Here is a 23,675-nt window from a genome sequence, read left to right as displayed (position 1 = left end):
CAGGCGCGTTGCCATCGCGGCTCGCGGCGGCGGCGTCAGGAACACACGACCCGAGCTTCGCAAGGCCGCCGAACGCGCGCGGAAGGACCACCGGCCCCAACTCAACCGGAGCATGCGACCACGGTCGCAAAGACCGCCAGCACGCCCGCGATCCCACCGACCCAGACGAGCCATCTCTGGACTTTTGACAGGCCGGCGCTCTGGCTCTCGGCAACACCGCTTCCGCCGGCGGGCGCGCGATGCAGATCGGGCGCGACGAGCCTCAGCATCCCGCAGCCGAGAAAGCTGGTCAGAGAAACGACGGCGCTGACCACCGCCAGATGCCCGGAAGGGCCGAGCACGCCAGGTCCGCTGCCCTGCCCGGTCAGCTGGCGCAGGAATGCGAAGAATTGGGCGAACATATCGGTGGTAATGAGAAAATCGATGCCGAGCAGACCGGTGACGATGCCGGCGACCAGACCAAAAGCCGCAAGCAACGCAAGCGCGTTCGCCGTTTGGCCCAGATGCATCGAGCGGTCGGCGCGCTCACTTTCATCATCCGTCTGCACCACCTTCATGGCGGCATCGAGCTCGCCCTTCAGGTCATCGTAGATGGCGTCCAGGTTCAGTTGCCGACGCCACATGTCGTACAGTTCCATCGGCTGCAGCTGGTTTGACAGGCCCCGGAATATGTAGAGGTGTGTGAGCTCCAGGAAATCCCGCTCGATCTGCGCCATTGCGCGCCGGAACTGCTCCGAGGCTTCGCGCTGCTTTGCTTCAGCTGCGTTCCGCGCGGCCACATAGAGCTTCGTGGTCTCGGTGATCCGGCTGGAAATGGCCAGCATGGAGGCGAGCTCCATGTTCACAACGAGACCCATCTGGAAGTAATGGCGGCGAAAATGCTCGACCATCAGGTTATCGAAGAACCAGCCGGCGCCCGTCATGTTCATATGGTAGCCGGCCAACATGATCCGGCTGGAGATGTTGCCCGCCATCGCCTCGGACGGGAAGAAGCGATCGTAGCAGGCCTCGGCCTCGAAATTCCGCAGGAATTCGGGATTGTAGGGGAGCGCGTCCGATCCTGCCGTATCCGCATAACATAGGCGCACCCAATCGCCGCGATTCAGCATGTGAAGGTCGGCGTGGTCGGACGGCAAGCTGCGGAGCCGAGTTCCGAACTCGTCATTTCGGCCTTGCGCCCATGACGCCGCAGCACCCGTCAGGGACACATAGCTCATGAGCGGGATGCGGTCGTCCACCACATGCCGCCAGACCGGCGGATCGGCTTGCCCGCCGCCCTGCTGCTCGTAGCCGGCGATCGTCAGGGGCGCCAGAATATCCCGCCAGTGCGCGAACATGGGCGCCGTGCGCGGATGGGAGTCCCGGAAGGTGAAGCAGAAGGCTTCGTCGAGGCCGGTCGACGGCGACCTGGGGAAGGCCGGTTCACCGCGCCGGTCATGCCAGGTGAAGTCCAGGGGAACGCCGCCGGCCTCGCTCCTGTCGCCCCTGACTTCGAAATAGGGCGCGTAGGTGCGCCGGACGTGATCGCTGAGCCAGAGGGCATCGGCGAGGGAAAGGGGGCGCGGCGGGCCATTCTCGGGACGGGCCATGCAGCCGGGCGGAAAGCGCAATTCCGCCACGAAGGCCGCCGAGCCGCTGCCGAAGAGATAGATCAGCGCCCGGTCCACCGCGCCGGAATAACGGGTCGATACGCTGTCTTGATTGAGGGTGACGGAGAAGCCGGAGACCCGCGTGTGGCGGAACAGGCGCACAGGCTCGCCCGGCCCGCTTGCATCGGCCTTGAACAGGATCTGCTGCACGAAATCGTGGAAATAGACGAACTCCGCATAGCGGCTGGCCTGCTCGCCTGGCGCCGGAGCGCCACTCCATCCGGCCGGCGCGGCGTGATCCGCGAGGTCGGCAACCGGCTGCCAGTCTTCCGAAGCGTGAAGGGCGCCGGCCACTTCCTCCAGCCGCTGCGGCTCGCGCAGCACCAGCGGCAGGATGAGGATGAAGCGCAATTCGCGCACCGCAATGTCCGCGCTGCGCGCGCCCCAACACGCCGGCCGATAGAGCTCCGGGCGAGGGCCAAGCCACGCGGGCCGCCAGGCGGGCGTCTGGGATTGGGGCGCGAGGGACATGGAGCACTCCGCGAAGCAGATGGGGAGAGGAACATACCATTCCCCGCCACGGACAGGGGCGGGCGAGGACGTGGCAGCAGAGCCGAAACGTGGTGGCATGCATTCATGCGGTCACGTCGCCTCGTCCGCGCAGCTACGGAAAAGCCTGCAACCTCGCCACCCACCCCAACGCCCCGAAGCCGGAGGTCCAATCCGCCTGGATGCGGCACCTCTCCAGACGCCCCCTCCCCGCCGAGCCATAGGGAGAGGAGTGTCAATCCGCGTCGCTGCGAAAAACCGCCTTCAGGCTTGCCCACGCCCGCCAGCCGCGGGAGCCGGTGGCCTCAATCCGCGTAGCTGCGGAACACGTGGCCAGACGCGGGCCTTTTCGGGGCAATCTTCGTCGCCGTCTCAATCCGCGTAGCTGCGGAACACGTGGCCAGACTTTTCTCTCCCCGCGTCGGCAACGGCGCGGTGGGGTCTCAATCCGCGTAGCTGCGGAACACGTGGCCAGACTTGATGCCAAGACCCGCTCGATCACCAACAAGGTCTCAATCCGCGTAGCTGCGGAACACGTGGCCAGACGTGCCAAGCATCAAGCTCGCGCCCTCCACCCCGAGTCTCAATCCGCGTAGCTGCGGAACACGTGGCCAGACCGAATAAGCAGGGAAACAAGGATCTGTCGCGCGTCTCAATCCGCGTAGCTGCGGAACACGTGGCCAGACCATATGCTCCGGCTGACGATCCCCGCATCGGAGTCTCAATCCGCGTAGCTGCGGAACACGTGGCCAGACTCGAAACGGGGACGACGCAGATGACCAGCCAGTCTCAATCCGCGTAGCTGCGGAACACGTGGCCAGACGCGTCCACTTCCTAGCCTCGCGCGTGCCGTCGTCTCAATCCGCGTAGCTGCGGAACACGTGGCCAGACGGCCAGAAGGCCAAGCCCATCTCCAAAGCCGTCTCAATCCGCGTAGCTGCGGAACACGTGGCCAGACGCAGCTCGGAACGTCGAGTTTGGACCAAAAAGAGAACTACTTTTAATATCATGATAAAATATATTATAATTCAAATACTTATAAAATTCCAACCAATATCACGCCCAAACTGATGCGGCGCCACCCGGCTAAAAGGCTTCGGCTGGGGTCAGGCGGTAGCGGCCGCAGCCGAAGGCGATGTCTGCACCCACATGCACCTCGGCCCCCAGCGCCAGGAGAGGAGCGAGCGGCGCCAGATCATCCGATCGGCCCGCGAGCCGCAGCAGCCCGGCGACGCCGGACATGGGCACCCAGCGGTCCTGCCGCCGGGAGCCGCGCCGCCAGGAGAGGGCGCGCGGCGCGGCCCAGCGCACCTCCAGCGCCCGCACCGCCCGGGTGATGGGAGGCCATTGCGACGGCGCGACCGTGAGGCCATGCCAGCGGGCAAGGCCTTCAATGCGATGGCGCAGGCCCGTGAACAGCACGGCCGGATCGCGCGCTTCCCCGCCCCGGCCGCACACGGCGGGCGAGCGAAAATCGAGATCCACCCGAATGCGCTGCGCGCCCTCCGCCCCGAGGTCCGGTATCGCAAGTCCGTCCGCGGCGATAAGCTGCCGATCGAGGATCGCGCCCGTTCCGGCGGCCCAGCCCAGATGCCTGTCAACCGCGAGCACCAGCGTCTCCGCCACGGCTGGCGCCCATTCGCAGGCGATGCCGAACAGGCGGAGAGACAGAAGGAGATCGCCTTCCCCTTCCTCTGCGCAGATGACCCAGGGGCTGGGGAAATCGACGCCCGGACGCATCCGCCCCTGCTTGCGGAAGAGGGCCTCGAAGGCGCACGGCGGGCTCCAGGGGCACGGTTGTCCGGCACGCGATTCTGGGGATGCGGAAGCCGCCAGCAGATCCCCCAGAGCGCCGCGCACCCGCCCACACAGCAGCGGATCAGCGGCATGAGCCGCAGCCCCGCCCACGCGAAGCTGGATGGTCCGCATCTTAAATGCTGCCACCAACCCCTCCAGATCCACCACCGCCTCGGGATCGCGCAGAAAGGCGCCGATGGCGCCGATGGGCGCCTCGTCTCGCTCGCAGGAGGGCCCGCCTTCAGGCGGCGTGCGCGCATCCATGTCCGGCTCCGATCAGGTCCAGAACTTCGCGTCCTTCTTGATCGGCGCAGGCAAGAGCCGGCCGTCGCGCGCCTTGGCATAAGACGCGGGCGCTCGGGCCTGCCGTGTTTTCGCATCCTCCTTTAGTGGCTTCACCGCCCTGCGGATCTCATTGAACTGCTTGAGCTCCATGTAAGAGAGCTCGGCCGGAGGAATGGCGGCCGTGCTGCGCGGATCGCAGGCCCCGAGGAATTCCTGCACCACGGGGATGCGGGGATAGAGGGGCGCCGTCTTGCGCATGTGCTTTGCAAAGGCATCAAGGAACGGCCGCAGGCTGGCATTGGCGCCTGCGGCCTCGCCGCTTGCCGGAGCGGGAACGAAGCCCTCGAGCCCCTCCCGCCGCAGCACCTCATCGGCGTCCGGCGCGCGCACCAGATCGCTCTCGCCAGCGTTGGGCTCCACAGCGAGGCGCAACGCCGCAATGCGCATCTGCCCTGCTCCGAACGGACGGGCCCGCCCGATCATGTGGCGATAGGGCTTGGCGGGATCGCCACCATGGGTCAGCGCGAACAGCACGGCGCCAAGTTCCGCCGCCGTCACATTGTGCAGACGGATCGCGCCCCGGAATGTGAGCTCGGCGTCCTTGGCCGGCGCCAGGAAGATGAGGTCGGATTGAATGTCCGCACTCACGCCCTTGCCAGTCGCCTCCAGGCGCCGGATCTGCTCCGTGAGCTGCGTCTGCATCTGCGTCTGCGCAGCAGCGAAGGCCATGTCGGGCGTGCGGCGCGGCAGATAGCGCTTGCGTCCGGCCAGCTTAGGCTGCGTGGCCGCGCTGTAGTCCTTTTCGGCCTCGCTGCGCAAATAGAAGGGCGCATAGGACGCACGCGGCGCCATCATCACTGTTGCGATGGATTGCAATTCTCGCGCCGGCGTTTGCGGCAGCAGCGCGGCGTGAGAGCAACTCACCCGCCCCTTGAGCGCTGCAGCCTGTGGGGAGACACGGTCGCCAAAGCCGAGACCGATATCGTCCGGCTCCAGCACAAAGCCGAAGAGGTTCTCCACAAAGTCCGGGGCATAATGCGTCGGTGATGCGTTTCGCCAGGGCGCGTGCCTGGGCTGGCTCCCCAGCACATCGCCGACGCAGCGCTCGTGCGGCACCTTGAAGAGCCGCGTCAGCCCGAAGGCGAAGTCGCGTCCCTGAGAGCCTTCAAGCCGCCCGACATAAAACACGGGCACGCGACGGCCCGCCTCAAGGGTCTTTTCCAGCGCGGCGAAGGATCCGTCGGGCACCGGCTTGTTGCGCGACGGCTTGGAGTTCAGACGGATGAAGGTTGCCACCGTCTCCTCGCCCAACAGCTGCGGCTCAGCTGAAGGGGCATCGAAGAAGACATATTCGAATTTCTTGTTTCCGCCCTCGCCCTTCCCCTTTGGAAGCTTCCCGGCGAAAACCAGCGTGCCCGTCCTGCCGCCGCGAGGGGCACTGATCTTTCGGCCCGTCTCATCGGGCACCGGAGGCCCGACTGCAACGGTCTTCCGGAAATCGAAAAGACCGTTCTCGAACATGCCCGCCGCGATGTACTTCGCGTCGAGCTTCTGGTCGATCCATTGTTCACGCGTCAGCCTGGTCCGTCCCACGAGGCCCGAGTCGAGCATCTGATCAATGGAAATATGTGCCCACTCCTGAGCCGGTGTTATAAACCATTGCCGGCTTGTTCGGCTGCCTTCCCAATGCAGCCAACCGGCGTGAACCTCGTCCACCTGGCTCACCGGCATGGCGCCCCGCCCATAAGCCGGATGCTCGAAATCGCGCAATCCGTAGCGGTGATGAAGATTGGCCGCGCCGAGCTTGCCCAGTGCGACGATTTCGGTCGCCGACCGGAGGGCGCCGCGAATGGTCGCCCCTGGAATGATATGGGAACCGCCAAGGCCGAGCCGCATGGGTTTGACGGGAGGGGCACGTTTCCCTTTGGCGGCGTCGTCGCCCCGCTCGGCGGTCGCTCCGATGAGAAGCGGGGTCTCGGCCGCCCAATCCACTGTCAGTGTGGCGCAGAAGCCATCCTTCAGGGGCTCGTCGAGCGCCACCTGCTGTTCGGGGCTCGCAACCTCTTCCGGCAGCACGACGAACCGGAAGGGCGCGGCAGCAGGAATGTCCGGCCAGGCGCGGACGGCCCCGCCCTGTGGGCGGCCTCCGCGCTGCGACGACGCAACCGGCTTGGGCGCCGGGGCGGGCGGCGCGCTTGATGCCAGTGCCTTGAGCGCGGCCAGGGCCACCGCTTCCAATTCTTGATCATCCAAATCATCAAATGGAGAACGCTCGCTCAGCGTTTCCATAACATCTTCGAGATTCGAACGCGGCCCGATGTGCTTTTTCTTTTTCAAGAAGGCAACGGCGTCATCCAAAATCTTCGGATCAATGGACATGCTGGGCCTCCCGCACCTTGAACCAGCCGAACCCGCGATTGGTCGCATGTCCAAGCTCGATGCCGTTCTCTGAAACATCGGCAACCAGGGCATCAAAAAGGGCGACGTCGTCTTCGGAAGGGGACATCACACCGCCCCGATCCTCAAGGACCAGCCGAAGGGACAGTTCTGTATTGATGAAGCAGTCTGTGGTGAATAGAGCGTTGTCCACCGGCCCACCCGAGAAGCGGTCCAGTTTCACGGATGTCACCTGCCAGCGGTCTGCCTTGACCACGTCCAGGCGAGAAATCGAAACAAGCGCACGCGCCTCCTGCGTCCCGAAAAGCCGCAGGCAACTATCCGCTTGCGATCGTTGGCCCCGGAGGAGTTGCAGCTTCTCGATCCAGTTGGCCCGTGCCCGCAAGACGCCAGATAAGCTTGATCCCAAGACAAGGGGCACCTGTCTGATGCGCTGCGCGGCCAACTGAGCGGCGCCCTCTGCCTTTCCTTTTCCCGACGACGATCCGCGCGACGCATCGACAATTGCGAATGGCCCCTCGCAGGACAGATGGAGATCGACAGATCGCGGAGGCTTACGGCGAACCATCGCCGGCGCCTTTTCCCAGACGCCGCTCACGCTCGAAGACGCGAAAACGCCGCTGCTGTTCAACGCGCGCCGTTCGATCTTGACGCTTCTTGGGTCGAGGCGGACGCGGCCAAAGCCATCCGCTTGTCCCTTCCCGATGCTCCAACCCTCGTCCTGCGCCAGAGATTTCAGCAGTCGAAGAGTCTTGTCGAGTATGGAGCTTGCGTCCGCCAATGAATCGGTGCCCCTACGCTCGATGGAAAGACGCAAACCGAACTGCGCGCCGGGGGCCACCATTTCCGCAAAGAACAGCTTGCCGTCGTCCACCGTGCCGGACGCAGGATCGACAGCCGTTCGTGCCGCGACGAACACGCCACCACCCAGTTCCTGCGCCGCTCCCTGCACATATGGCGCGTCTGCCGTCTCGCCCGGCCGATCAAGGCTGGCACCGGCAACGACGAGCGCACCCTTCGTTCCGCCATCCTCTCCCTTGAGCGCGCCGAACAGAGCGTCAACGAGCTCCTGCTCCATTGCGCCTTCGGCAATCCGGCGCAGGAGACCCTTCAGGGTCGAACCGGACAGATAGGGGCGCCCGGTCGCATCCCGCAGGAGGGCCGCCACCTCGGGGCTGGTATTGGCGCCTTCCTTCCCCGTTATGGTGGATATCTGGCGAACTTGGCCGGTGCCCAGATGAAGCGGGCTCAGAACGAGCAACTGGCCTTTGATGTCATAGCGAACCTTAGACATGCTGCACCACACCCGTGAGCTTAGCTCCAACCTGGCCTGACAGATGGTCGGCCGATATTCGCCCGTAGCCGTTCTCCGGGACAAAGGGACAGTTCGCCCACGTCACCGCGGCAACGCCGGACAAGGGCGTCGCTGGAAGACCCGAGCGGATCAGCCGATGAAGCGGCTCAGGATCGCTCACCCGCAGGCGGAAGACCGAACCGGCCTCGGTGAGAAGGAAAGGCTGGTAAAGCCCGTCTCCATAGGCCCGCCGGCGGCGCGCCAGGTACCCACCCGCCAGTTTCTGGGAAGCAAAGAACGAGAGGAGTTGCGCCCCCGGAAGCACACGCTGGAAATAAGCCGCGTAGGCCTGCTCGGGATCGCAGGACCAGCCCTCTTCACCGCTCACCGCAATGCGATCCAGCATCAATGCCGGAGCCTCGAGCACCAGGGCGAATTCATCAGTGGTGCCATGGATCGGAGCCACAAGGGGGGCTGAAGTCTCCGCCACGAGCTCGAAGCGCGCGCTTGCCCCGGTTTTCCCGATCCCATGCAAGCCTGTGGCAAGACATTGCGCCACCGCGGCTTCGAGTTCGTCCCGCACGGCGCCGGCCGGAACAGCGGTGAAATCGATGTCCAGCAGCCAGGCTCGGGGGGCTCCCTCCAGCTCGACCGGTCGAGCGATGGTGGTGTACAAGGCGCCCGTTTCCGCCGTCCCCGTAGTCGCATCAATCTTGGTATGGGTCCGTGCGATGCCGATCGTGTGGCGCGGCTGCGGGCGGCCCATGGCTGCCAGCGCATCGGTGAACCAGCCGCCTTTCCAGTCGCTCTGGAACAAGGCGGCTCGCCCGGCGATCATCGCGCCTTGCCCGCCGGGCACCAGAAGAGCGTCGCCCACGATCGGCTTTGGCTGGCCCTCCGGCAGCGCAGCGACCATCGAAAGGGGGAGTGGCCGCAAATCCCGTTGCCCCGCCTCGCTACTTTCGGGAAAGGCGTGGCTGAACGACAGCGCCGCGAGAGCCACGCCCAGTTCACCGGTTTCGGGACTGCGGCCGGTCAGCTCCAAATTGCGCGCCAACGCCCCTTTGAAGACCGCGCCCGGCACGACCTCACGCCCGGCGAAGGCGTTGTCGGCAATCCGCTCGGCATCCACCAGGATGGGGCGATCAAACCATGCGCGGAGCGTGAAACGCTCCGGAAGCGGAGATGAGGCTTTGGCCGGCGCCTTCTGGGCCACCTGCTGCACCTGGGCGCCCAGCTGAAGCACCTCGCCGAAGCCGACGCTCTTGAAGGCGCCGATCGAGCCGACAATGCCCAAGGCGCGATTCAGGAGCCCCGACCACCGGCCGGCCTGCGAGGGCGACACGAACAGCACGATCTCCCCGGCGAAGCGCACCGCCGCACCGAACGGGGCCGCCAGTTCGATGAATTGCAGCTTGCCGGTCTCGGCAGCGCCCGTCACATCGTCGATCTGCACCCGCGCCGTCTCGATCGCGCTGCCGAGCGGCAGTTCGGTGCTGTGGGGCGCGCCCGCCCGCGCATCTGGATCGAGCACCATGCCGGCCGCATGAAGATCGCCAAAGAGGATGCGCGTTCGGTCCGGAACATTGCGCGCGCTCGCGTCATCGGCCAGATCGGCGCTCTTGCGGCCGAAGATCTCGTCGATCTCGGACGCGGTGATCCCGGCGCCCGCGGCGGCAAGGTCGCCGAGGGCCTCGCGCAGGACGCCGCGGATCTGATCCGCCGGGATGATCGGCCGATCCTGCTCGTCCCGCAGGCAGGCCACATCGACGCCGAAGGCGCTGCTGTCCAGCCCCCGGAACATGAAGGGACTGCGTACGGTGAGATTGAGAGAAAGCCGGAGCGGAAGATGCGCATTCATGCTGCAAGCTCCGAAGCCTCGACGGGCATGGTATCGATGATCTGCGACGCCTGCGCATAGTCCCAAAGCTGGGCAATGAGAGCGAGCGCCACGGGCAGGGGCCGTTCGATGCCGGCACAGGCGGGCGGCAGATTGGCGCGCAGCAACTCCACGGCCTCAAGCCCGCCCGGGCGCAGCTTGTAGGCGTCGAGATGCCGACCGGCGGCGTCCGCGGCTTCCTGCGCGAAGAGGGATCGTGCCTTCTCCCCCGCCGCCGACGCCCTGTCGCGGGCCGCGCGCAGGGCCCCATAGAGCTGGGAGCGGGGAAAGCCCTCCCGCGCGGCGAGATTGGACAGGCCGTCAGCAAGGGTGCGGAACGCGCCGCCGGGGATCGCGAGGCAGGCGTCCAGCCTGGCATCCGCGCCGTACGTGCGCCCGCGCAGGGGCGAAAGCCCGTCGCCCAGATCCGGCGGCGTCAGGCTCTCGAAGATCTCGAAGGCGACGCTGTCCTCACCCGTGATCCCTGCCCCCTTGGACAAATCGGCGGCCGCCTTGGCGATGGTGAGCAATTGCCGGATGGGCGTCTTGCGGTTGGCGACGGCGACACCCGCCGCATGGGTCAGCGGCAGGGCCGCGCCGTCCGCGGCGTGGACAGTCCAGCCGGCTGTCATGGAGAACAGGCCTTCAAGGAAGGGGAAGACCAGCCAGGCCGGCATGGCGAAGGCGAACTCGTCGCCGCCCCAGAGCAGGGTCTCGAACCGCAAGCACAGGCGATCGTCGCCGTCTACAGTTGCGAAGTGGCGCCAGTGAGGACCCTTTGCGCCCTGGGCATACCAGGACAGGACGGCTGCCAGCAGATCCCGGCGCCGCGCCGCCAGTTCGGCGCCGAAGCGTTCGGGGCCAACCTGGCGGACCTTGGCGCCGAAGCCGTTGCCGTCCGCATAGACCAGGGCGACCTTGCCGCACACCGAAAGGGGCAGGCCCTCGGGAGGGCTGGCCACAATGTCCTCGATGCTGTCGGTGAAGCGCAGGCGGTCGTCGGCGCCGAGAATGCGCTGCGCCGCCTCGCCCCCCAGCCCGGCGGGCGTGCGATAGAAGCCCTGCCGCGCGTTGCGGCCGAAATCGCGCTTCGCCTTGACGGCGCGCGAGACGGGAAGCTCTTCCATCTGGTCGCCGGCGCCGGCCGGGCGGCGGATGACCGTGCTGGCCGGCCGCGTTCGGTCGAGCGCGTCGGCACGGGTGGCCCCCAGTTCGGGAGGCACGGGATCGAGGGTCCAGGAGCGAAACTGGCGGGTGCGGTTGCGCGCCTCGGCCACGGCAAGGGCGGCAAGCTCCGCGCTCAGGCCTTCCCCGGCCAGCGGCGCCACATCCACCATGACGCAGAGATGGGCCGTGGGCAGGCCGGTGCCGTTCTGGCGGAGAGCGCGCTCCGCCTTGCCCCGCAGCCCTTCCGCCGCCGGCGCGTCGGGCGCCTCGAAGACGAAGGCGCATTGGGAGGCGCCGGAAAACAGCTTGCGAACGCCGACCCCGCCGCCCAGCGCGCCCTGAATGACTTCATCGAGACGGAGAAGGGCGAGCGAAGCGCCGCGGACGGTTGAAAGATCGGATGTATCAAGCAGGGTTGCATCGAAATTCACGCCTTCGGCGCGCAAAATCCACTGTGCCATAGCCCCCCCAACTACTGCAGCGTGCCGATTAGTGGCACGCAACCAACGCCCCTGGCAAGCACCGGATCGGGACGTGGCGAGGATGCCGCCGGGCGGGGGGCGGGCGCCATCAAAAGAAAGCGGGCGGTTTTGATGGCGGCACACGAAGCGCGGCACGGGCGACGCGTCAAGATCGGCGCCTCCGGGAAGAGCCCGGCGGGCAGTCTCGTGCCGCCGCCTGCCCCGGTGGCAGTGCCGGATGGATCTCAATCCGCGTAGCTGCGGAACAGGTCGCCAGACCTCTCCAGAAAGACGAGAGCTCACAGAATTCTGAGTCTCAATCCGCGTAGCTGCGGAACAGGTCGCCAGACGGAAGCCGGGAAGGCGATTACGCCGGAGCTGACGTCTCAATCCGCGTAGCTGCGGAACAGGCCGACAGACGCCAACAACTGGCAGCTGGAGATCGGTGGCGGCGTCTCAATCCGCGTAGCTGCGGAACAGGCCGACAGACTCAAGAGGAAGGTCCTCGGGCGTCGTTGGCGGAGTCTCAATCCGCGTAGCTGCGGAACAGGCCGACAGACGGCGGAGAATCACGACCTGGTGTTCATCTGTGTCTCAATCCGCGTAGCTGCGGAACAGGCCGACAGACTTAAGGTGTCCGTTTTCAAATCAACTGAAGAGTCTCAATCCGCGTAGCTGCGGAACAGGCCGACAGACGCGGCCTTCATTTTCGCCACCGCGGCCTTTGCGTCTCAATCCGCGTAGCTGCGGAACAGGCCGACAGACTTGACCCCTCCACCGTCGAGACGTTCAACGTGTCTCAATCCGCGTAGCTGCGGAACAGGCCGACAGACCAGATGGATTACCCCCTTCCCTCCCACGCCTGCAGTCTCAATCCGCGTAGCTGCGGAACAGGCCGACAGACGCGACGTGATCGCGTATCCGCCCGGCATCGGTCTCAATCCGCGTAGCTGCGGAACAGGCCGACAGACGCGGGCTTTGAGATCCGCGATCAACTGGCATGTCTCAATCCGCGTAGCTGCGGAACAGGCCGACAGACAGGCCAAGGCCGACGCGGAAGCCGAGGCCTCGCGTCTCAATCCGCGTAGCTGCGGAACAGGCCGACAGACGAAGCAGGCGGGCAACGTGAAGAAGCTTGAGTCTCAATCCGCGTAGCTGCGGAACAGGCCGACAGACACGAAGACCTAATGTCCTATAAAACAGAACAAGTCTCAATCCGCGTAGCTGCGGAACAGGCCGACAGACTGGCCCCCTTCAAAGCTGCTGTCAAGTCTCCGGTTCCAGCCTTCTGTTCCAACCATAATGTACGGATTCCGAGCTTTGAGAGAACGTACACAGAACAATATCGTGTACAGATCAATAATTGATTGATTTATCATGACTATCTTCATTTCCAACCCAAATTCACAGAATCAGCGCCCCGCCGTCCTCGGCGATGGGAGCCCCGCCGTGGGTGCGGCAGCGGGCGCGGCCGGCGTGGGGGATAGCGTAGAGCCGCAGCAGGTCGCCCGGCTCAACGAGGCGCCGGACCTGGGCGAACAGCGCCGCGCTCTCGCCGCGGGTGAGATGGGCCTCGAACACGCTGTCCTGGACCCGCACCATCCGCGCCTCCAGGACGTCGGCAACCTTCGCCCGCACCCGGTTGCGCGCGATATCGTAGACGATGACCGTGAGCATGCGGGTCTCCGCCATGGGCGCCTCAATAATCCATGGCCACGGGCACGTAGAGGCCGCGGCCCTCCACATGGGCGGCAAGGCAGAGGGCCTGTTCCACCATGAGGCCCCGCCACGACCGGCGATCGCCCGTGCGCGGGCTTCGCACCACCCGCTCCGCCGCCCGCTCATAGGCCCGGATCAGTTGCTCGGCCCCTTCGCGCGCCATGCGTACGCCGCCCTCCGGGCGCGGCGTGAAGGCGTCCCGCGAAAAGCCCTTGCTTGCCACCAGCCCCGCCACCACGGCCTCCACCAAAGGCGCCCGGAATTCCTCGGCGAGGTCATAGACCAGACTGTCGCGCCCGTCCGTCGTCTCGTGGAGATAGCCGAACCCGGGATGCAGCAGGGCGCGGGCGATGGCGAGGGCCATGTCCCGCGCCAGCAGGCTCGCCGCGAAATCCAGCAGCAGGTTCACGATATCCGCGCTGCGCCGGCGGATGCGGGCAGCGGGCGCGAGGCCGGGCGGCAGCAAGCGCCAATAGGCGGGCCAGAACACCTGCCCGCCGCGCCCCTCACGCCCGCGCAGCGCGTCCATGTCGCGGGCATGGGGCACGCCGCGGATCTGGCGGTTGATCTCGGTGAGCGCAACGGTGACGTCCGTATCCTTGGCCTCGCGGTTCATGCGCCGCAGCAGCGCCCGCTGGTTGGCCAGCCGCCCGCCGACGAACCGCCGCGCCAGATCGAGCTTCAGGACCGGATCGAGCGCATGGCGGGCCTGGGCCAGATGGCGGCGGGCGTTGGGCGCCTGCGGGGTGGCGAGCCAGCCCTGGGTTTCGCCGGCGCCGGTGGTGAAGGCAATCGGCGTGTCGGTGGCCAGGGCATGGCGCAGCGCCGCCTCGGAGATGCGCGCGTCCGGCCCGATGTCGATGCGATCCACCTCCACGTGGGAGAGGGCGAGGATTTCCCGGAACGGCCGCTCGGGATCGGCCAAAGGCTCTTCCACCACGAAGGCCATGTTGCGGATGTGAAGCCGCCTGCCGTCCCCGCGCAGATGCAGGAGACGGAAATCGCGCTCGTAACCGCCGCGGGCGCGGCGCGCCTCCTCGGCGGCCGCGCGGGCCTCGTCCGCTTCGGCGGCGGCGTCGCGCTCGGCCAGAAGGCGCATCAGGCCTTCCACGTCGTCGAGCGTCTCCGGCGCGGCGCCGCCCGGCAGCACGAGGGACCGCACGAACAGATGGCCGAGAAACCGGAACCCCTCGTCGAAATCCACCACGCGGGTCTTCTCCGCGTGCAGCTTCAGCCCCTGCGCCGAGAGCAGGTCCTCGGCCTTGCGCCGGGCCGCCTGCGCGCCCGCCTCGCTGCCGGACAGGATGACGAAATCATCCGCATAGCGCACGATATGGGCCTCCTCGCCGAAGGCTTCGTCGAGCGCGTCGAGGAAGAGATTGGCCAGAAGGGGCGAGAGCGGCGAGCCCTGCGGCAGTCCGAGCCCGTCGGAAGAGGCATGTTCCAGCCACAAAGCGATGAGGTCGGTGGTGGGTCCCGGCGAGAGCGAGCGGGCCAGGCGCTCCATGAGCGGGGCGTGGGGCACGCGCTCGAAATAGCGCTCGATGTCCGCATCCACCACGAAGGTCTTGCCGCGGGCCCGCAGGGCCTCCACCCGCCGTACCGCCTGCGCCACCGAGCGTCCCGGCCGATAGCCGAAGGAGGCCTCCTCGAACTCCCGCTCCAGCAGCGGCGAGAGCGCCTGCTGGATCGCCGTCTGGGCCACGCGGTCGATGATGCAGGGAATGGTGAGCGGCCGGGTGCCGCCGGATTTTTTCGGAATCTCCACCTTTCGCAGCGGCCCCGGCCGGTAGGCGCCGGAGACCAGCAAAGTGGAAAGCCGGGGAATTTCGCGGGCGGCGGCCAGCCGGAAACGCTCCGGCCCGACCCCATCCCCGCCCGCCGCGCCACCATTGGCATGCACCCGCGCCCAGGCGGCAAACAGCGCCTCCTTGCTCGTGGCCCGCGCGAACAGCTTGGCGTCGTCAATCAGCGGCCGGCCCGCCTCCGCCATGGGATGCCTCGTGGGTTCGGGACATGTAAAATTTGTTGGAAATCTGGATTATCATTTTTTATCTGGAAGATAGAGCGCATGCGGAACATCCAGATCGCGTTTTGTTCCGTATTCTGCCGCACGCGGCCCATTTGGGTTGGAGTTAAGGCTGAAATGGTGGAGCTTGACAATAGGATTCAAGGGGGGCAGTCTGCCGGCGTGTTCCGCAGCTACGCGGATTGAGACGCGACTCAGATCCTTATTCCCCTGCTTGTTCGGTCTGCCGGCGTGTTCCGCAGCTACGCGGATTGAGACGCGCCGGGGCAGGGGCTCGCCATCATGTTCGTCTGCCGGCGTGTTCCGCAGCTACGCGGATTGAGACCGCAGGTACGCGGCCCGCAGAATCAAAAATTCGTCTGCCGGCGTGTTCCGCAGCTACGCGGATTGAGACTCAAACCGCCCTGCATCAGTGCGGCCGAGTAGAGTCTGCCGGCGTGTTCCGCAGCTACGCGGATTGAGACATTCCCCACTCTCCTTGATGTCCTGACGAAAAGTCTGCCGGCGTGTTCCGCAGCTACGCGGATTGAGACTCTTTCCGCCCTCGGACTGAATCGCGCTCACGTCTGCCGGCGTGTTCCGCAGCTACGCGGATTGAGACGCGGCCCTCGCTGCGCTCCGGTACGAGGACGTCTGCCGGCGTGTTCCGCAGCTACGCGGATTGAGACTCTGCAGTTGCTACGCCAATACTCCCTGAATTACGTCTGCCGGCGTGTTCCGCAGCTACGCGGATTGAGACCTTTCTGAATTGCCGACCATCAGCATTGTAGTCTGCCGGCGTGTTCCGCAGCTACGCGGATTGAGACTTCTGCGACGGAGCACACCAGCGAGAAACCGGCGTCTGCCGGCGTGTTCCGCAGCTACGCGGATTGAGACCTCTGCGTCCGCCCGGCGCGTGAAAACGCAGGTCTGCCGGCGTGTTCCGCAGCTACGCGGATTGAGACGAAAGGCGCCGTCCTGCGTGGCAACAAAACCGGTCTGCCGGCGTGTTCCGCAGCTACGCGGATTGAGACGGTCACCCTTGCGGCCGCGCCGCTGCTGCTCGTCTGCCGGCGTGTTCCGCAGCTACGCGGATTGAGACTTGCCGGCGCTCGATCTTGTCCAGACGCTCGCGTCTGCCGGCGTGTTCCGCAGCTACGCGGATTGAGACGCAATCAGCTTGAGCGCGATTTGCCAATCTGCGTCTGCCGGCGTGTTCCGCAGCTACGCGGATTGAGACGCGCATACGCGCTGAAAGGCGTTATCGCCCTCCAGGTCTGCCGGCGTGTTCCGCAGCTACGCGGATTGAGACTAGGCCGAGGCGTCGGTCGCCTGGTAGTTGGTGAGTCTGCCGGCGTGTTCCGCAGCTACGCGGATTGAGGCCCATAGCTGTTCAGGTTGGGGTTCTTGGTGACCATCTGCCTGAGTATTCAGCAGCTACTCGGGTTGAGACCTTTCCGCAGTTGCTCCCCTCCCGGCTATTTCTGCCGGCAGGCTCCGCGTCTGCACAATGCCTGTGTCGGCCTTCAGTGGACGATGACGCGCGCGCAGGTTGCCGGTAAGCTCGGCCAGCGGTGGGGGGGGACTTGCGATGGGGATCGGGCAGGAGGAGCGGGGCCGGGTCTTTGCGGGCCTCGTCCATCAGGTGGTCATCGACGAGCGGCGTCATTCGGCGAAGGTGGTCGCGGCCGCGCTCGGGCTTTCGGAGCCGGCCTTCTATGCCCGCACGTCCAACCGCGTGCCCTTTTCCGCCGACGAGATCCGCGCTTTGCTCGCCGCCGCGCCGGACCCGCGCCTCGTGGCCTATCTGCTGCGCGGCACGCCCTACGTGGCCGCGGAACGGCTGGAGGGCGATGGCGGCGCCGTGGAAGAGCAGATCCACCGGGGCGCCACCCGCATCGTCATCGAGGCCACGGATGTTCTGGAGAGCGTGGAGGCGGCGCTGCGGGACGGGCGCATCGACCATCGCGACGCCCTGATGCTGCGCCAGGAAATCGAAGTGGCGGAACGCGCGCTCGCTTCGCTGCGGACCCTGGTGCGCAAGGTCGCCCCGGCCGCGGTGGAGCTCTGACCCGCCCTCAGGCGCTCACCGCCCGCACCAGATCCGCCCAGCCCAGCCGCTCCAGCGAAATGAGGGAGACGCGCAGGGCGGCGGCCTTGCCATGCAGTTGTTCATAGCGCACCAAGCGCGCCTCTTCCGCAAAGAGATCGGTGCTCACCACCAGCGCCGCCTTGTCCTGCGGCCCGCCGAAATGGTCCATCAGATTGTCCACCTCGTCCAGAGCCGACATCAGCCGCTTGCGATGGGCCTGGTCCTCCCGCTCCATTTCCGCCGCCAGCGCCTTGCATGAGAAGAAGGCCAGACGCTCGCCGAACCGCGCCAGAACATCGATTTCGTTTTCTCCCTCGTGTCCGCCCGCGCGCCAGCGCACGCGCTGCCCCACCAGCGCCTCGTCCGCACCCGCCGCCTCCGCAGCCAGGAACACCAGCTCCTCCAGCCAGCCGCCGCTGAGATAGCGCCGCGCCACTGCGCCGGCGGCGACCGCGCGGCCGGCGTGCGTCTCCACGAGCCCATGCCCCGCAAGGAGCCGCAGCAGGGCGGCATCACGCGCGCGCGCGTACTCCGCACGCCCGAGCGCAACATCGCGCAACGCTTCGAAGGCCGGATAGGCATCCGCAATCGCACGGGAGAGGTCCGCGCGCGTCCGCGCCTCTTCCATCGGCCGATCGCCCGCCTCCACCAGCCAGGCGCCACGCGCACGAAGGCGAGCGCGAATGCGCGCCTCCTCTTGGTTCGCCATGATACCCCCCCAAGCAAATGCCCCCGCCTCGTGCCGCTCTCCGGCGCCAAGGTCAAGCCCGCATCTGCCCGGCGGCGCGGCCCATTGCGCACCCGTCGCGGTCTTTCATCTGCCTCGCGGGTTCGGTGCAACAAGGCCCTCGGCCGGCCAGATGCCTGTCCGGTTTACGCAGTGCGCAGCTCTGTCGGTCGCGTGTCACCCAAAGGGGAACCCAATCTGCTCCCGCATCGGCGTCGACAGGCTCCGCGCCCCGCCGTTTCACCTGCTCCTCGCAGCCCCGCACCGCAGACTTCCCGGGGGAGGCGATCTGCCAGGGACGGGGCCGGTCCGGCAATGGCGTCCAGCGGCTATTTTCCGCCGGCGGGCAGGCCCGCCTTTGCATCGCGAACCAAAATAGCCGCCTCCCGCCATCCTCCGCTCGCGCTCCGGCCCCCTCGCCCCTTCGGGGCTGCGGGCGTGCCGGCCGGCACCGTCCCCGGCGGACGATCGCCCGTGAAGGCCGCGATCAGCGCGGCCGCGAAACGCGAGGTGACCGCCATGACCGAGATCCATCCCTTCCTCTCTCCGACCGATGCCGGGCCCGACACGGCGCCCCATGCCGCGCCGTTCAAGCGCAATGATGCGATGCTGCAGGCCCTCTGCCCATCGGGATCCTGGTGTTTCCCGGCTCGGGCATCGTCGCCAACCTGGCCGACAAGGCCCGCCAGATGGGCATTCCGGTGTCGCGCTTCGCGGAGACCGGCGCCGCATAGGCGCCGGTTTTCCAACCTTCACACCTGTTTCGGCTGCAGCTGTCGGACGAAGCCGAGTGCTGCTGCACTCGTCAGCTTCGTCTTGGTGCGCTCCTCGAAGTTCAGGCCGGTGAACGGATTGTCCCGGTCCGGCTCGCCCATGAACACGAAATAGTCGCGCTACAGGGCACGCAGCGCCCCGATCTGGCGGTTGCCCGCTATGCGTCGCGTGCGAGGACTGCGGCCATCGCACACTCATTTCCGGCCACCAGCTTGCCAGTCGGCGCCTTCTGCGAGGCAGTATGACCGCCGTTAGCTCCCTGCGCCTACGCTGCGGCGAGTGTGGGAGCCGGCGCGTTCAGAAGGTGATTCCCCGCGACATGGCAGAGGCCGGGCGATTCGTGTCAGGCTAAGTTTGACGCAGTGGCTAAGCCAGCTTGGTGCCAGTTGGAGACCCTCAATGGAACCCGTTTTGATCGACAACGGAAAGCAGCCAAGTGATCCGCTGCACATTGATCACAGATTGGTTTGGCTTCCGCCAGATACGCCTTACGGCAACATGAATCTCAAGCTGATTAAAATCATAATGTGTGCAGACGAGGCCAATTTAAGAATTATAGACGCCTTCTATTTTTGGAATATTCTAAAAATGAATGACATTAATAGCGGGTACAATGCATATCCGCGTCATATTTTTGCAACAGAACAAGCAATTTACCTAATGAGGCGGATAGCTGATGACTTAATATCAATGATTTGGATGTTGGATCAAAAGAGAAAAACCGGATCATGGCCAACCCGCATCAAGATAGATTCAATTGGCAGAGCCCTACAGGAACATAGCATTGAAGAAAGTGGATTGTTGGACCGAAACCGCAATAATCTACAAACCATGAACGACATATCAAATGCGTTTAAACATTCATTCGTCCATTCTGATTTGAACATCGCGGGTGAACTGGAGCCTGTTGTTAATGCTCTCGCATTAACGTCAAACAACCTCACGAACCCGGCTAAGCTGCACAGCCACACGGTCGCGAAGATTGTTTCTGATTTCAATAATTTTTACCGGGATTGCATGGAATGCCTGCAGAAAATTGGAAAAGAGATTAAAACACAAGATAGTTCCGTAAATTCCCCGAATTCGTTCCCGAACGCCTCCCCGAAAGAAAACGAACCCATGACATAAGTCATTGTTTTTCAACAATTTTCATGAAAAACGGTAGTTGGAGCGGGTGAAGGGAATCGAACCCTCGTATTCAGCTTGGAAGGCTGCTGCTCTACCATTGAGCTACACCCGCATCTGCCGACGCTTAACACAGGCCTCCCGGCTTGTGGAAGAGCCTGCCGCCGCCGGCGGCGCCCGCAAGGTTGGGAAAAGGGCGCGCGGCAGCCGGTTGCGGCTGGCGGCGCCTTTTCCTGCGCGACGACGGGTGGTGGAGGGGGTTGGATTCGAACCAACGTAGGCAGAGCCAACGGATTTACAGTCCGTCCCCTTTAACCACTCGGGCACCCCTCCATCCGACGCCCGTCGCCCCGGACCCCCCAGCCGCGGCGGGGAGGCTTCGCGCCGGGCTGGTGATGCAGGAAAGCGCCAGCGGCCGAAGGCAACGACGAGCGCAAGCTCAAATCGTCATCCGAGGAGCGGCTTTATGTGAGGCAGGCGCGATGAAGTCAACCGGAAATCACCGCCGCGCACTTCGCCTGTGGACGACGCAACACTGCGCCGCCGCCGCGGGTGCGCCATCGCCCCGCGCAATACCGCGGCACCACAGCCACCCGGGCGCGCCACCCGCCCCTTGCGCCGCGCGCCGCGCTCTGACAAAGCCATCCCATGGCCGATCAACCGCCCCGCGACCCCCGCCGCCCCGGCGCCCGCCCGCCCTTCGCCAGCCGGCCCGCCGGCCGGGCGGGCGCGCCCTTTCCGCCGCGCCGGCCCAAGGGCGGTGGCAAGCCTCCAGCCTGGACCGGGGACGACGACGTGGCCCTGCTCTATGGCTGGCACACGGTGGCCGAGGCCCTCGCCAACCCCAGGCGCCGCTTCCGCCGCATCCTCGCCACCGAGAATGCGGCAAACCGAATCGCCGAGGAGGGGCTCGCCTTTCCCGTTGCGCCGCAGATCGTCCGTCCCTCCGAGATCGACAAGCTGCTCGGCGCCGACGCGGTGCACCAGGGCCTGCTGGCGGAGGCGGACCATCTGCCCTCCCCGCGGCTGAAGGACATTGCCAAGACCGACCTCGTGCTGGTGCTGGACCAGATCACCGACCCGCACAATGTGGGCGCCATCGTGCGCTCGGCGGCGGCCTTCGCGGTGAGCGCCATCGTCACCACCGCCCGCCACAGCCCGGCAGCCACCGGGGTATTGGCCAAGAGCGCCTCGGGCGGGCTGGAGCATGTGCCCTTCTGCCTCGTGACCAACCTGGCGCGCGCCCTCGCCGAGCTGAAGGAGAACGGCATGCTGGTGGTGGGCCTCGACAGCGAGGGCCCCGCCGACCTGGAGGACACGCCCCTGCGCGCGCCCCTCGCCCTGGTGCTCGGGGCGGAAGGCAAGGGCCTGCGCCAGCTCACCCGCGAGACGTGCGACGTGCTGGCGCGCATCGACCTGCCCGGCGTCATCAAGAGCCTCAATGTCTCCAACGCCGCCGCCCTCTCCCTGGGCATGGCCCGGCGGGTGATGAAGCGGCGCTGACACCGCCGGCGGCCATCGCCGGGGTCGGGCGCCGGGCGCCGCCTCGGCCGGCCGGCCTTCGCACCTGCACCTAAGACCAATGACTAATTCATAGTTTGCCTCGATTTCGCCATGGTGGCGGTATGGCGCTGTAATGCGCCCTGCCCGTCAGGTACCTGCACACCAAAAAAGCAGGGCCGGCGAGCCGAGGAGGAACGCCCTTTCGCCGCCGCACTACATGTGCGCGCGGGCGCGTGGGTTTGCGCCGATCCGGCCCGCTTCTGGCAGTTTCTATATCCAGCACTTCCTCCGCCCCTGCGGAGCCCCGAAGCGATGGGAGGGACTGTTTCCATGAGCGTAACCACAGCAGGGGCGGCCGCCAAGCCACGCCCCATGACCCGCGAGGAGAAGAAGGTCATCTTCGCCTCGTCCCTTGGCACAGTTTTCGAGTGGTACGACTTCTACCTTTACGGCTCTCTGGCTGCCATCATCGGCGCCCAGTTCTTTTCCGCCTATCCGCCGGCAACCCGCGACATCTTCGCGTTGCTCGCCTTCGCCGCCGGCTTCCTGGTGCGCCCGTTCGGCGCCATCGTGTTCGGCCGCATCGGCGATCTCGTCGGCCGCAAATATACCTTCCTCATCACCATCCTCATCATGGGCCTGTCGACCTTCATCGTCGGCATCCTGCCCAACGCCGCCTCCATCGGCATCGCCGCGCCGGTGATCCTCATCGCCCTGCGCCTGCTGCAGGGCCTTGCGCTGGGCGGCGAATATGGCGGCGCCGCAACCTATGTGGCCGAGCACGCCCCCCATGGCCGGCGCGGCTTCTACACCTCTTGGATCCAGACCACGGCGACGCTGGGCCTGTTCCTCTCCCTCATCATCATCCTGTTCACCCGCACCATCGTGGGCGAGCCGGCGTTCGCGGCCTGGGGCTGGCGCATTCCGTTCCTGGTGTCCATCGCTCTGCTCGGCGTTTCCATCTGGATCCGCCTGCAGTTGTCCGAATCTCCCACCTTCCAGAAGATGAAAGAAGAGGGTACCACCTCCAAGGCGCCGCTTTCCGAAGCATTCGGCAAGTGGTCTAACCTGAAATACGTGCTGCTCGCCCTGTTCGGCCTCGTCGCAGGCCAGGGTGTGGTGTGGTATACGGGCCAGTTCTATGCCCTGTTCTTCCTGCAGTCGATCCTGAAGGTGGACGGCTACACCTCCAACCTGCTCATTGCCTGGTCGCTGGTGTTCGGAACGGGCTTCTTCGTGTTCTTCGGCTGGCTGTCCGACAAGATCGGCCGCAAGCCCATCATCCTCGCCGGCTGCCTGATCGCCGCCGCGAGCTACTTCCCGCTGTTCAACATGATCACCTCCTACGCCAATCCGGCGCTGGAAAAGGCGATCCAGAACGTGCGGGTGGTGGTGGTGTCGGACCCGGCGAACTGCGGCAGCCTGTTCAACCCGGTGGGCACCCGCATCTACACCCAGCCGTGCGACGTCGCCCGCGACTTCCTCGCCAAGTCGTCGGTGAAATATTCGACGGAACCCGGTCCGGCCGGCTCCCCGGTGCAGTTGAAGGTGAACGACGCGGTGGTGCCGTTCACGCCCGAATTCTCCAAGGCTGCCACGGCAGCGTTGCAGGCGGCGGGCTATCCCAGCGCGGCGACGAACAAGGACGTCATCAAGATGGCGCACCCGTTCGACATCTTCCAGCCGCGCATCGCGGCGGTGATCGGGCTCCTGTTCATCCTCGTCATCTTCGTGACGATGGTGTACGGGCCCATTGCGGCGGCGCTGGTGGAACTGTTCCCGGCCAGCATCCGCTACACCTCCATGTCGCTGCCCTACCACATCGGCAACGGCTGGTTCGGCGGCCTCTTGCCGGCCACCGCCTTCGCCATGGTGGCCGCCACCGGCGACATCTATTACGGCCTTTGGTATCCGATCGTGATCGCCCTGATGACCTTCGTCATCGGCCTTCTGTTCGTGCCCGAGACCAAGGATCGCAACATCGATCACTGGCACTGACCGCCGGGCGCCGCCGAAGCGCCTAACCAGCACCGGAACGGCCCCGCCACAAGCGGGGCCGTTCTTCTTTCGAGCGGCCGCTTGTTCGCCCGCGCCCGCGCTGGTAGATCACTGGAAAGGAGCCGGATTAGCACAGCGGTAGTGCAGCGGTTTTGTAAACCGAAGGTCGGGGGTTCGATCCCCTCATCCGGCACCATTTGCCCGTCTGGCGGCGGCGCTCACCCTCGCGGAATTCTGGAAATCAAAGGATTTTCAGGCCATCGGTGTCGGCTGAGGCCGGCCTTGGCAGCAGGCGTCGGCCATCGGGTGCC

Annotated in this window: 14 protein-coding genes, 3 tRNA genes and 3 CRISPR repeat arrays; of the genes, 5 read left to right on the top strand and 12 right to left on the bottom strand. The window is 65.8% G+C overall.

What is annotated here, in order from left to right:
* Positions 1 to 101 precede the first annotated feature (101 nt).
* From ACI7BZ_RS11470 to cas1, 8 genes are all read right to left on the bottom strand, one after another.
* On the bottom strand, positions 102 to 2,120 hold the full coding sequence (locus tag ACI7BZ_RS11470; RefSeq protein WP_414117288.1) for a hypothetical protein: 2,019 nt from the start codon (positions 2,118 to 2,120) through the stop codon (positions 102 to 104).
* A 320-nt stretch (positions 2,121 to 2,440) separates the two neighbouring features.
* Positions 2,441 to 3,096: a CRISPR direct-repeat array (repeat unit 37 nt; unit sequence GTCTCAATCCGCGTAGCTGCGGAACACGTGGCCAGAC).
* A gap of 128 nt (positions 3,097 to 3,224) precedes the next feature.
* A complete protein-coding gene (gene cas6, locus ACI7BZ_RS11465) occupies positions 3,225 to 4,199 on the bottom strand; it encodes a CRISPR system precrRNA processing endoribonuclease RAMP protein Cas6 (protein WP_414117287.1) in 975 nt (324 codons plus the stop codon).
* 12 nt (positions 4,200 to 4,211) lie between these two features.
* Positions 4,212 to 6,599: an RAMP superfamily CRISPR-associated protein gene (locus ACI7BZ_RS11460; RefSeq protein WP_414117285.1), complete on the bottom strand. Its 2,388-nt coding sequence runs from the start codon at positions 6,597 to 6,599 to the stop codon at positions 4,212 to 4,214.
* Entirely contained in the window at positions 6,589 to 7,911 is a 1,323-nt protein-coding gene (locus ACI7BZ_RS11455) for an RAMP superfamily CRISPR-associated protein (RefSeq protein ID WP_414117284.1), read from the bottom strand. The genes ACI7BZ_RS11460 and ACI7BZ_RS11455 overlap by 11 nt, the downstream gene beginning before the upstream one ends.
* A complete protein-coding gene (locus tag ACI7BZ_RS11450) occupies positions 7,904 to 9,772 on the bottom strand; it encodes an RAMP superfamily CRISPR-associated protein (RefSeq protein ID WP_414117283.1) in 1,869 nt (622 codons plus the stop codon). The genes ACI7BZ_RS11455 and ACI7BZ_RS11450 overlap by 8 nt, the downstream gene beginning before the upstream one ends.
* Entirely contained in the window at positions 9,769 to 11,574 is a 1,806-nt protein-coding gene (locus tag ACI7BZ_RS11445) for a hypothetical protein (RefSeq protein ID WP_414117282.1), read from the bottom strand. The genes ACI7BZ_RS11450 and ACI7BZ_RS11445 overlap by 4 nt, the downstream gene beginning before the upstream one ends.
* Before the next feature lie 86 nt (positions 11,575 to 11,660).
* Positions 11,661 to 12,663: a CRISPR direct-repeat array (repeat unit 37 nt; unit sequence GTCTCAATCCGCGTAGCTGCGGAACAGGCCGACAGAC).
* 159 nt (positions 12,664 to 12,822) lie between these two features.
* Positions 12,823 to 13,110 carry a CRISPR-associated endonuclease Cas2 gene (cas2, locus tag ACI7BZ_RS11440; RefSeq protein WP_414117281.1) on the bottom strand — a complete coding sequence of 96 codons (288 nt, stop codon included), beginning with the start codon at positions 13,108 to 13,110 and terminating at the stop codon, positions 12,823 to 12,825.
* A gap of 7 nt (positions 13,111 to 13,117) precedes the next feature.
* Entirely contained in the window at positions 13,118 to 15,130 is a 2,013-nt protein-coding gene (gene cas1, locus ACI7BZ_RS11435) for a CRISPR-associated endonuclease Cas1 (RefSeq protein WP_414117280.1), read from the bottom strand.
* A 188-nt stretch (positions 15,131 to 15,318) separates the two neighbouring features.
* Positions 15,319 to 16,598: direct repeats of the CRISPR family, unit length 37 nt; unit sequence GTCTGCCGGCGTGTTCCGCAGCTACGCGGATTGAGAC.
* A 138-nt stretch (positions 16,599 to 16,736) separates the two neighbouring features.
* On the opposite strand from cas1, the gene ACI7BZ_RS11430 reads away from it, so the two are divergent.
* Positions 16,737 to 17,216, top strand: a complete 480-nt coding sequence (locus tag ACI7BZ_RS11430) for a phage regulatory CII family protein (RefSeq protein WP_414117279.1) — start codon at positions 16,737 to 16,739, stop codon at positions 17,214 to 17,216.
* Positions 17,217 to 17,223: 7 nt separating this feature from the next.
* On the opposite strand, the gene ACI7BZ_RS11425 is transcribed toward ACI7BZ_RS11430, so the two are convergent.
* Positions 17,224 to 17,946 (bottom strand): Card1-like endonuclease domain-containing protein, encoded by a 723-nt coding sequence (locus tag ACI7BZ_RS11425; RefSeq protein WP_414117278.1) that lies wholly within the window; start codon positions 17,944 to 17,946, stop codon positions 17,224 to 17,226.
* A 770-nt stretch (positions 17,947 to 18,716) separates the two neighbouring features.
* The gene (locus ACI7BZ_RS11420; RefSeq protein ID WP_414117277.1) at positions 18,717 to 18,845 is read right to left on the bottom strand and encodes a hypothetical protein; all 129 of its coding nucleotides are present in this window, start codon (positions 18,843 to 18,845) and stop codon (positions 18,717 to 18,719) included.
* 292 nt (positions 18,846 to 19,137) lie between these two features.
* Between ACI7BZ_RS11420 and ACI7BZ_RS11415 the strand changes: the two genes are divergently transcribed.
* Positions 19,138 to 19,866: a hypothetical protein gene (locus ACI7BZ_RS11415; protein ID WP_414117276.1), complete on the top strand. Its 729-nt coding sequence runs from the start codon at positions 19,138 to 19,140 to the stop codon at positions 19,864 to 19,866.
* A 38-nt stretch (positions 19,867 to 19,904) separates the two neighbouring features.
* On the opposite strand, the gene ACI7BZ_RS11410 is transcribed toward ACI7BZ_RS11415, so the two are convergent.
* Together ACI7BZ_RS11410 and ACI7BZ_RS11405 are read right to left on the bottom strand one after the other, a co-directional pair.
* Positions 19,905 to 19,978: transfer RNA gene (locus tag ACI7BZ_RS11410), tRNA-Gly, on the bottom strand.
* A 133-nt stretch (positions 19,979 to 20,111) separates the two neighbouring features.
* A tRNA-Tyr gene (locus tag ACI7BZ_RS11405) sits at positions 20,112 to 20,196 on the bottom strand.
* Positions 20,197 to 20,511: 315 nt separating this feature from the next.
* On the opposite strand from ACI7BZ_RS11405, the gene rlmB reads away from it, so the two are divergent.
* The 3 genes from rlmB to ACI7BZ_RS11390 all read left to right on the top strand — a co-directional run bounded on the left by rlmB (position 20,512) and on the right by ACI7BZ_RS11390 (position 23,560).
* On the top strand, positions 20,512 to 21,366 hold the full coding sequence (gene rlmB, locus ACI7BZ_RS11400; protein WP_414117275.1) for a 23S rRNA (guanosine(2251)-2'-O)-methyltransferase RlmB: 855 nt from the start codon (positions 20,512 to 20,514) through the stop codon (positions 21,364 to 21,366).
* Positions 21,367 to 21,696: 330 nt separating this feature from the next.
* Positions 21,697 to 23,364 (top strand): MFS transporter, encoded by a 1,668-nt coding sequence (locus ACI7BZ_RS11395; RefSeq protein ID WP_414117274.1) that lies wholly within the window; start codon positions 21,697 to 21,699, stop codon positions 23,362 to 23,364.
* Positions 23,365 to 23,485: 121 nt separating this feature from the next.
* A tRNA-Thr gene (locus tag ACI7BZ_RS11390) sits at positions 23,486 to 23,560 on the top strand.
* The last annotated feature ends 115 nt before the right edge of the window (positions 23,561 to 23,675 follow it).

The organism is Xanthobacter sp. AM11 (assembly GCF_047444035.1).
Classification (GTDB): domain Bacteria; phylum Pseudomonadota; class Alphaproteobacteria; order Rhizobiales; family Xanthobacteraceae; genus Xanthobacter.
The sequence above is the reverse complement of the archived record's forward strand: the minus strand, read 5'-3'. Positions and strand labels throughout refer to the sequence as shown.

Excerpts from the sequence above, each read along its gene's own strand:
- ACI7BZ_RS11470 (WP_414117288.1), bottom strand. The coding sequence starts at position 2,120 with ATGTCCCTCGCGCCCCAATCCCAGACGCCCGCCTGGCGGCCCGCGTGG.
- cas6 (WP_414117287.1), bottom strand. The coding sequence starts at position 4,199 with ATGGATGCGCGCACGCCGCCTGAAGGCGGGCCCTCCTGCGAGCGAGAC.
- ACI7BZ_RS11460 (WP_414117285.1), bottom strand. The coding sequence starts at position 6,599 with ATGTCCATTGATCCGAAGATTTTGGATGACGCCGTTGCCTTCTTGAAA.
- ACI7BZ_RS11455 (WP_414117284.1), bottom strand. The coding sequence starts at position 7,911 with ATGTCTAAGGTTCGCTATGACATCAAAGGCCAGTTGCTCGTTCTGAGC.
- ACI7BZ_RS11450 (WP_414117283.1), bottom strand. The coding sequence starts at position 9,772 with ATGAATGCGCATCTTCCGCTCCGGCTTTCTCTCAATCTCACCGTACGC.
- cas2 (WP_414117281.1), bottom strand. The coding sequence starts at position 13,110 with ATGGCGGAGACCCGCATGCTCACGGTCATCGTCTACGATATCGCGCGC.
- cas1 (WP_414117280.1), bottom strand. The coding sequence starts at position 15,130 with ATGGCGGAGGCGGGCCGGCCGCTGATTGACGACGCCAAGCTGTTCGCG.
- ACI7BZ_RS11430 (WP_414117279.1), top strand. The coding sequence starts at position 16,737 with ATGGGGATCGGGCAGGAGGAGCGGGGCCGGGTCTTTGCGGGCCTCGTC.
- ACI7BZ_RS11425 (WP_414117278.1), bottom strand. The coding sequence starts at position 17,946 with ATGGCGAACCAAGAGGAGGCGCGCATTCGCGCTCGCCTTCGTGCGCGT.
- ACI7BZ_RS11415 (WP_414117276.1), top strand. The coding sequence starts at position 19,138 with ATGGAACCCGTTTTGATCGACAACGGAAAGCAGCCAAGTGATCCGCTG.
- rlmB (WP_414117275.1), top strand. The coding sequence starts at position 20,512 with ATGGCCGATCAACCGCCCCGCGACCCCCGCCGCCCCGGCGCCCGCCCG.
- ACI7BZ_RS11395 (WP_414117274.1), top strand. The coding sequence starts at position 21,697 with ATGAGCGTAACCACAGCAGGGGCGGCCGCCAAGCCACGCCCCATGACC.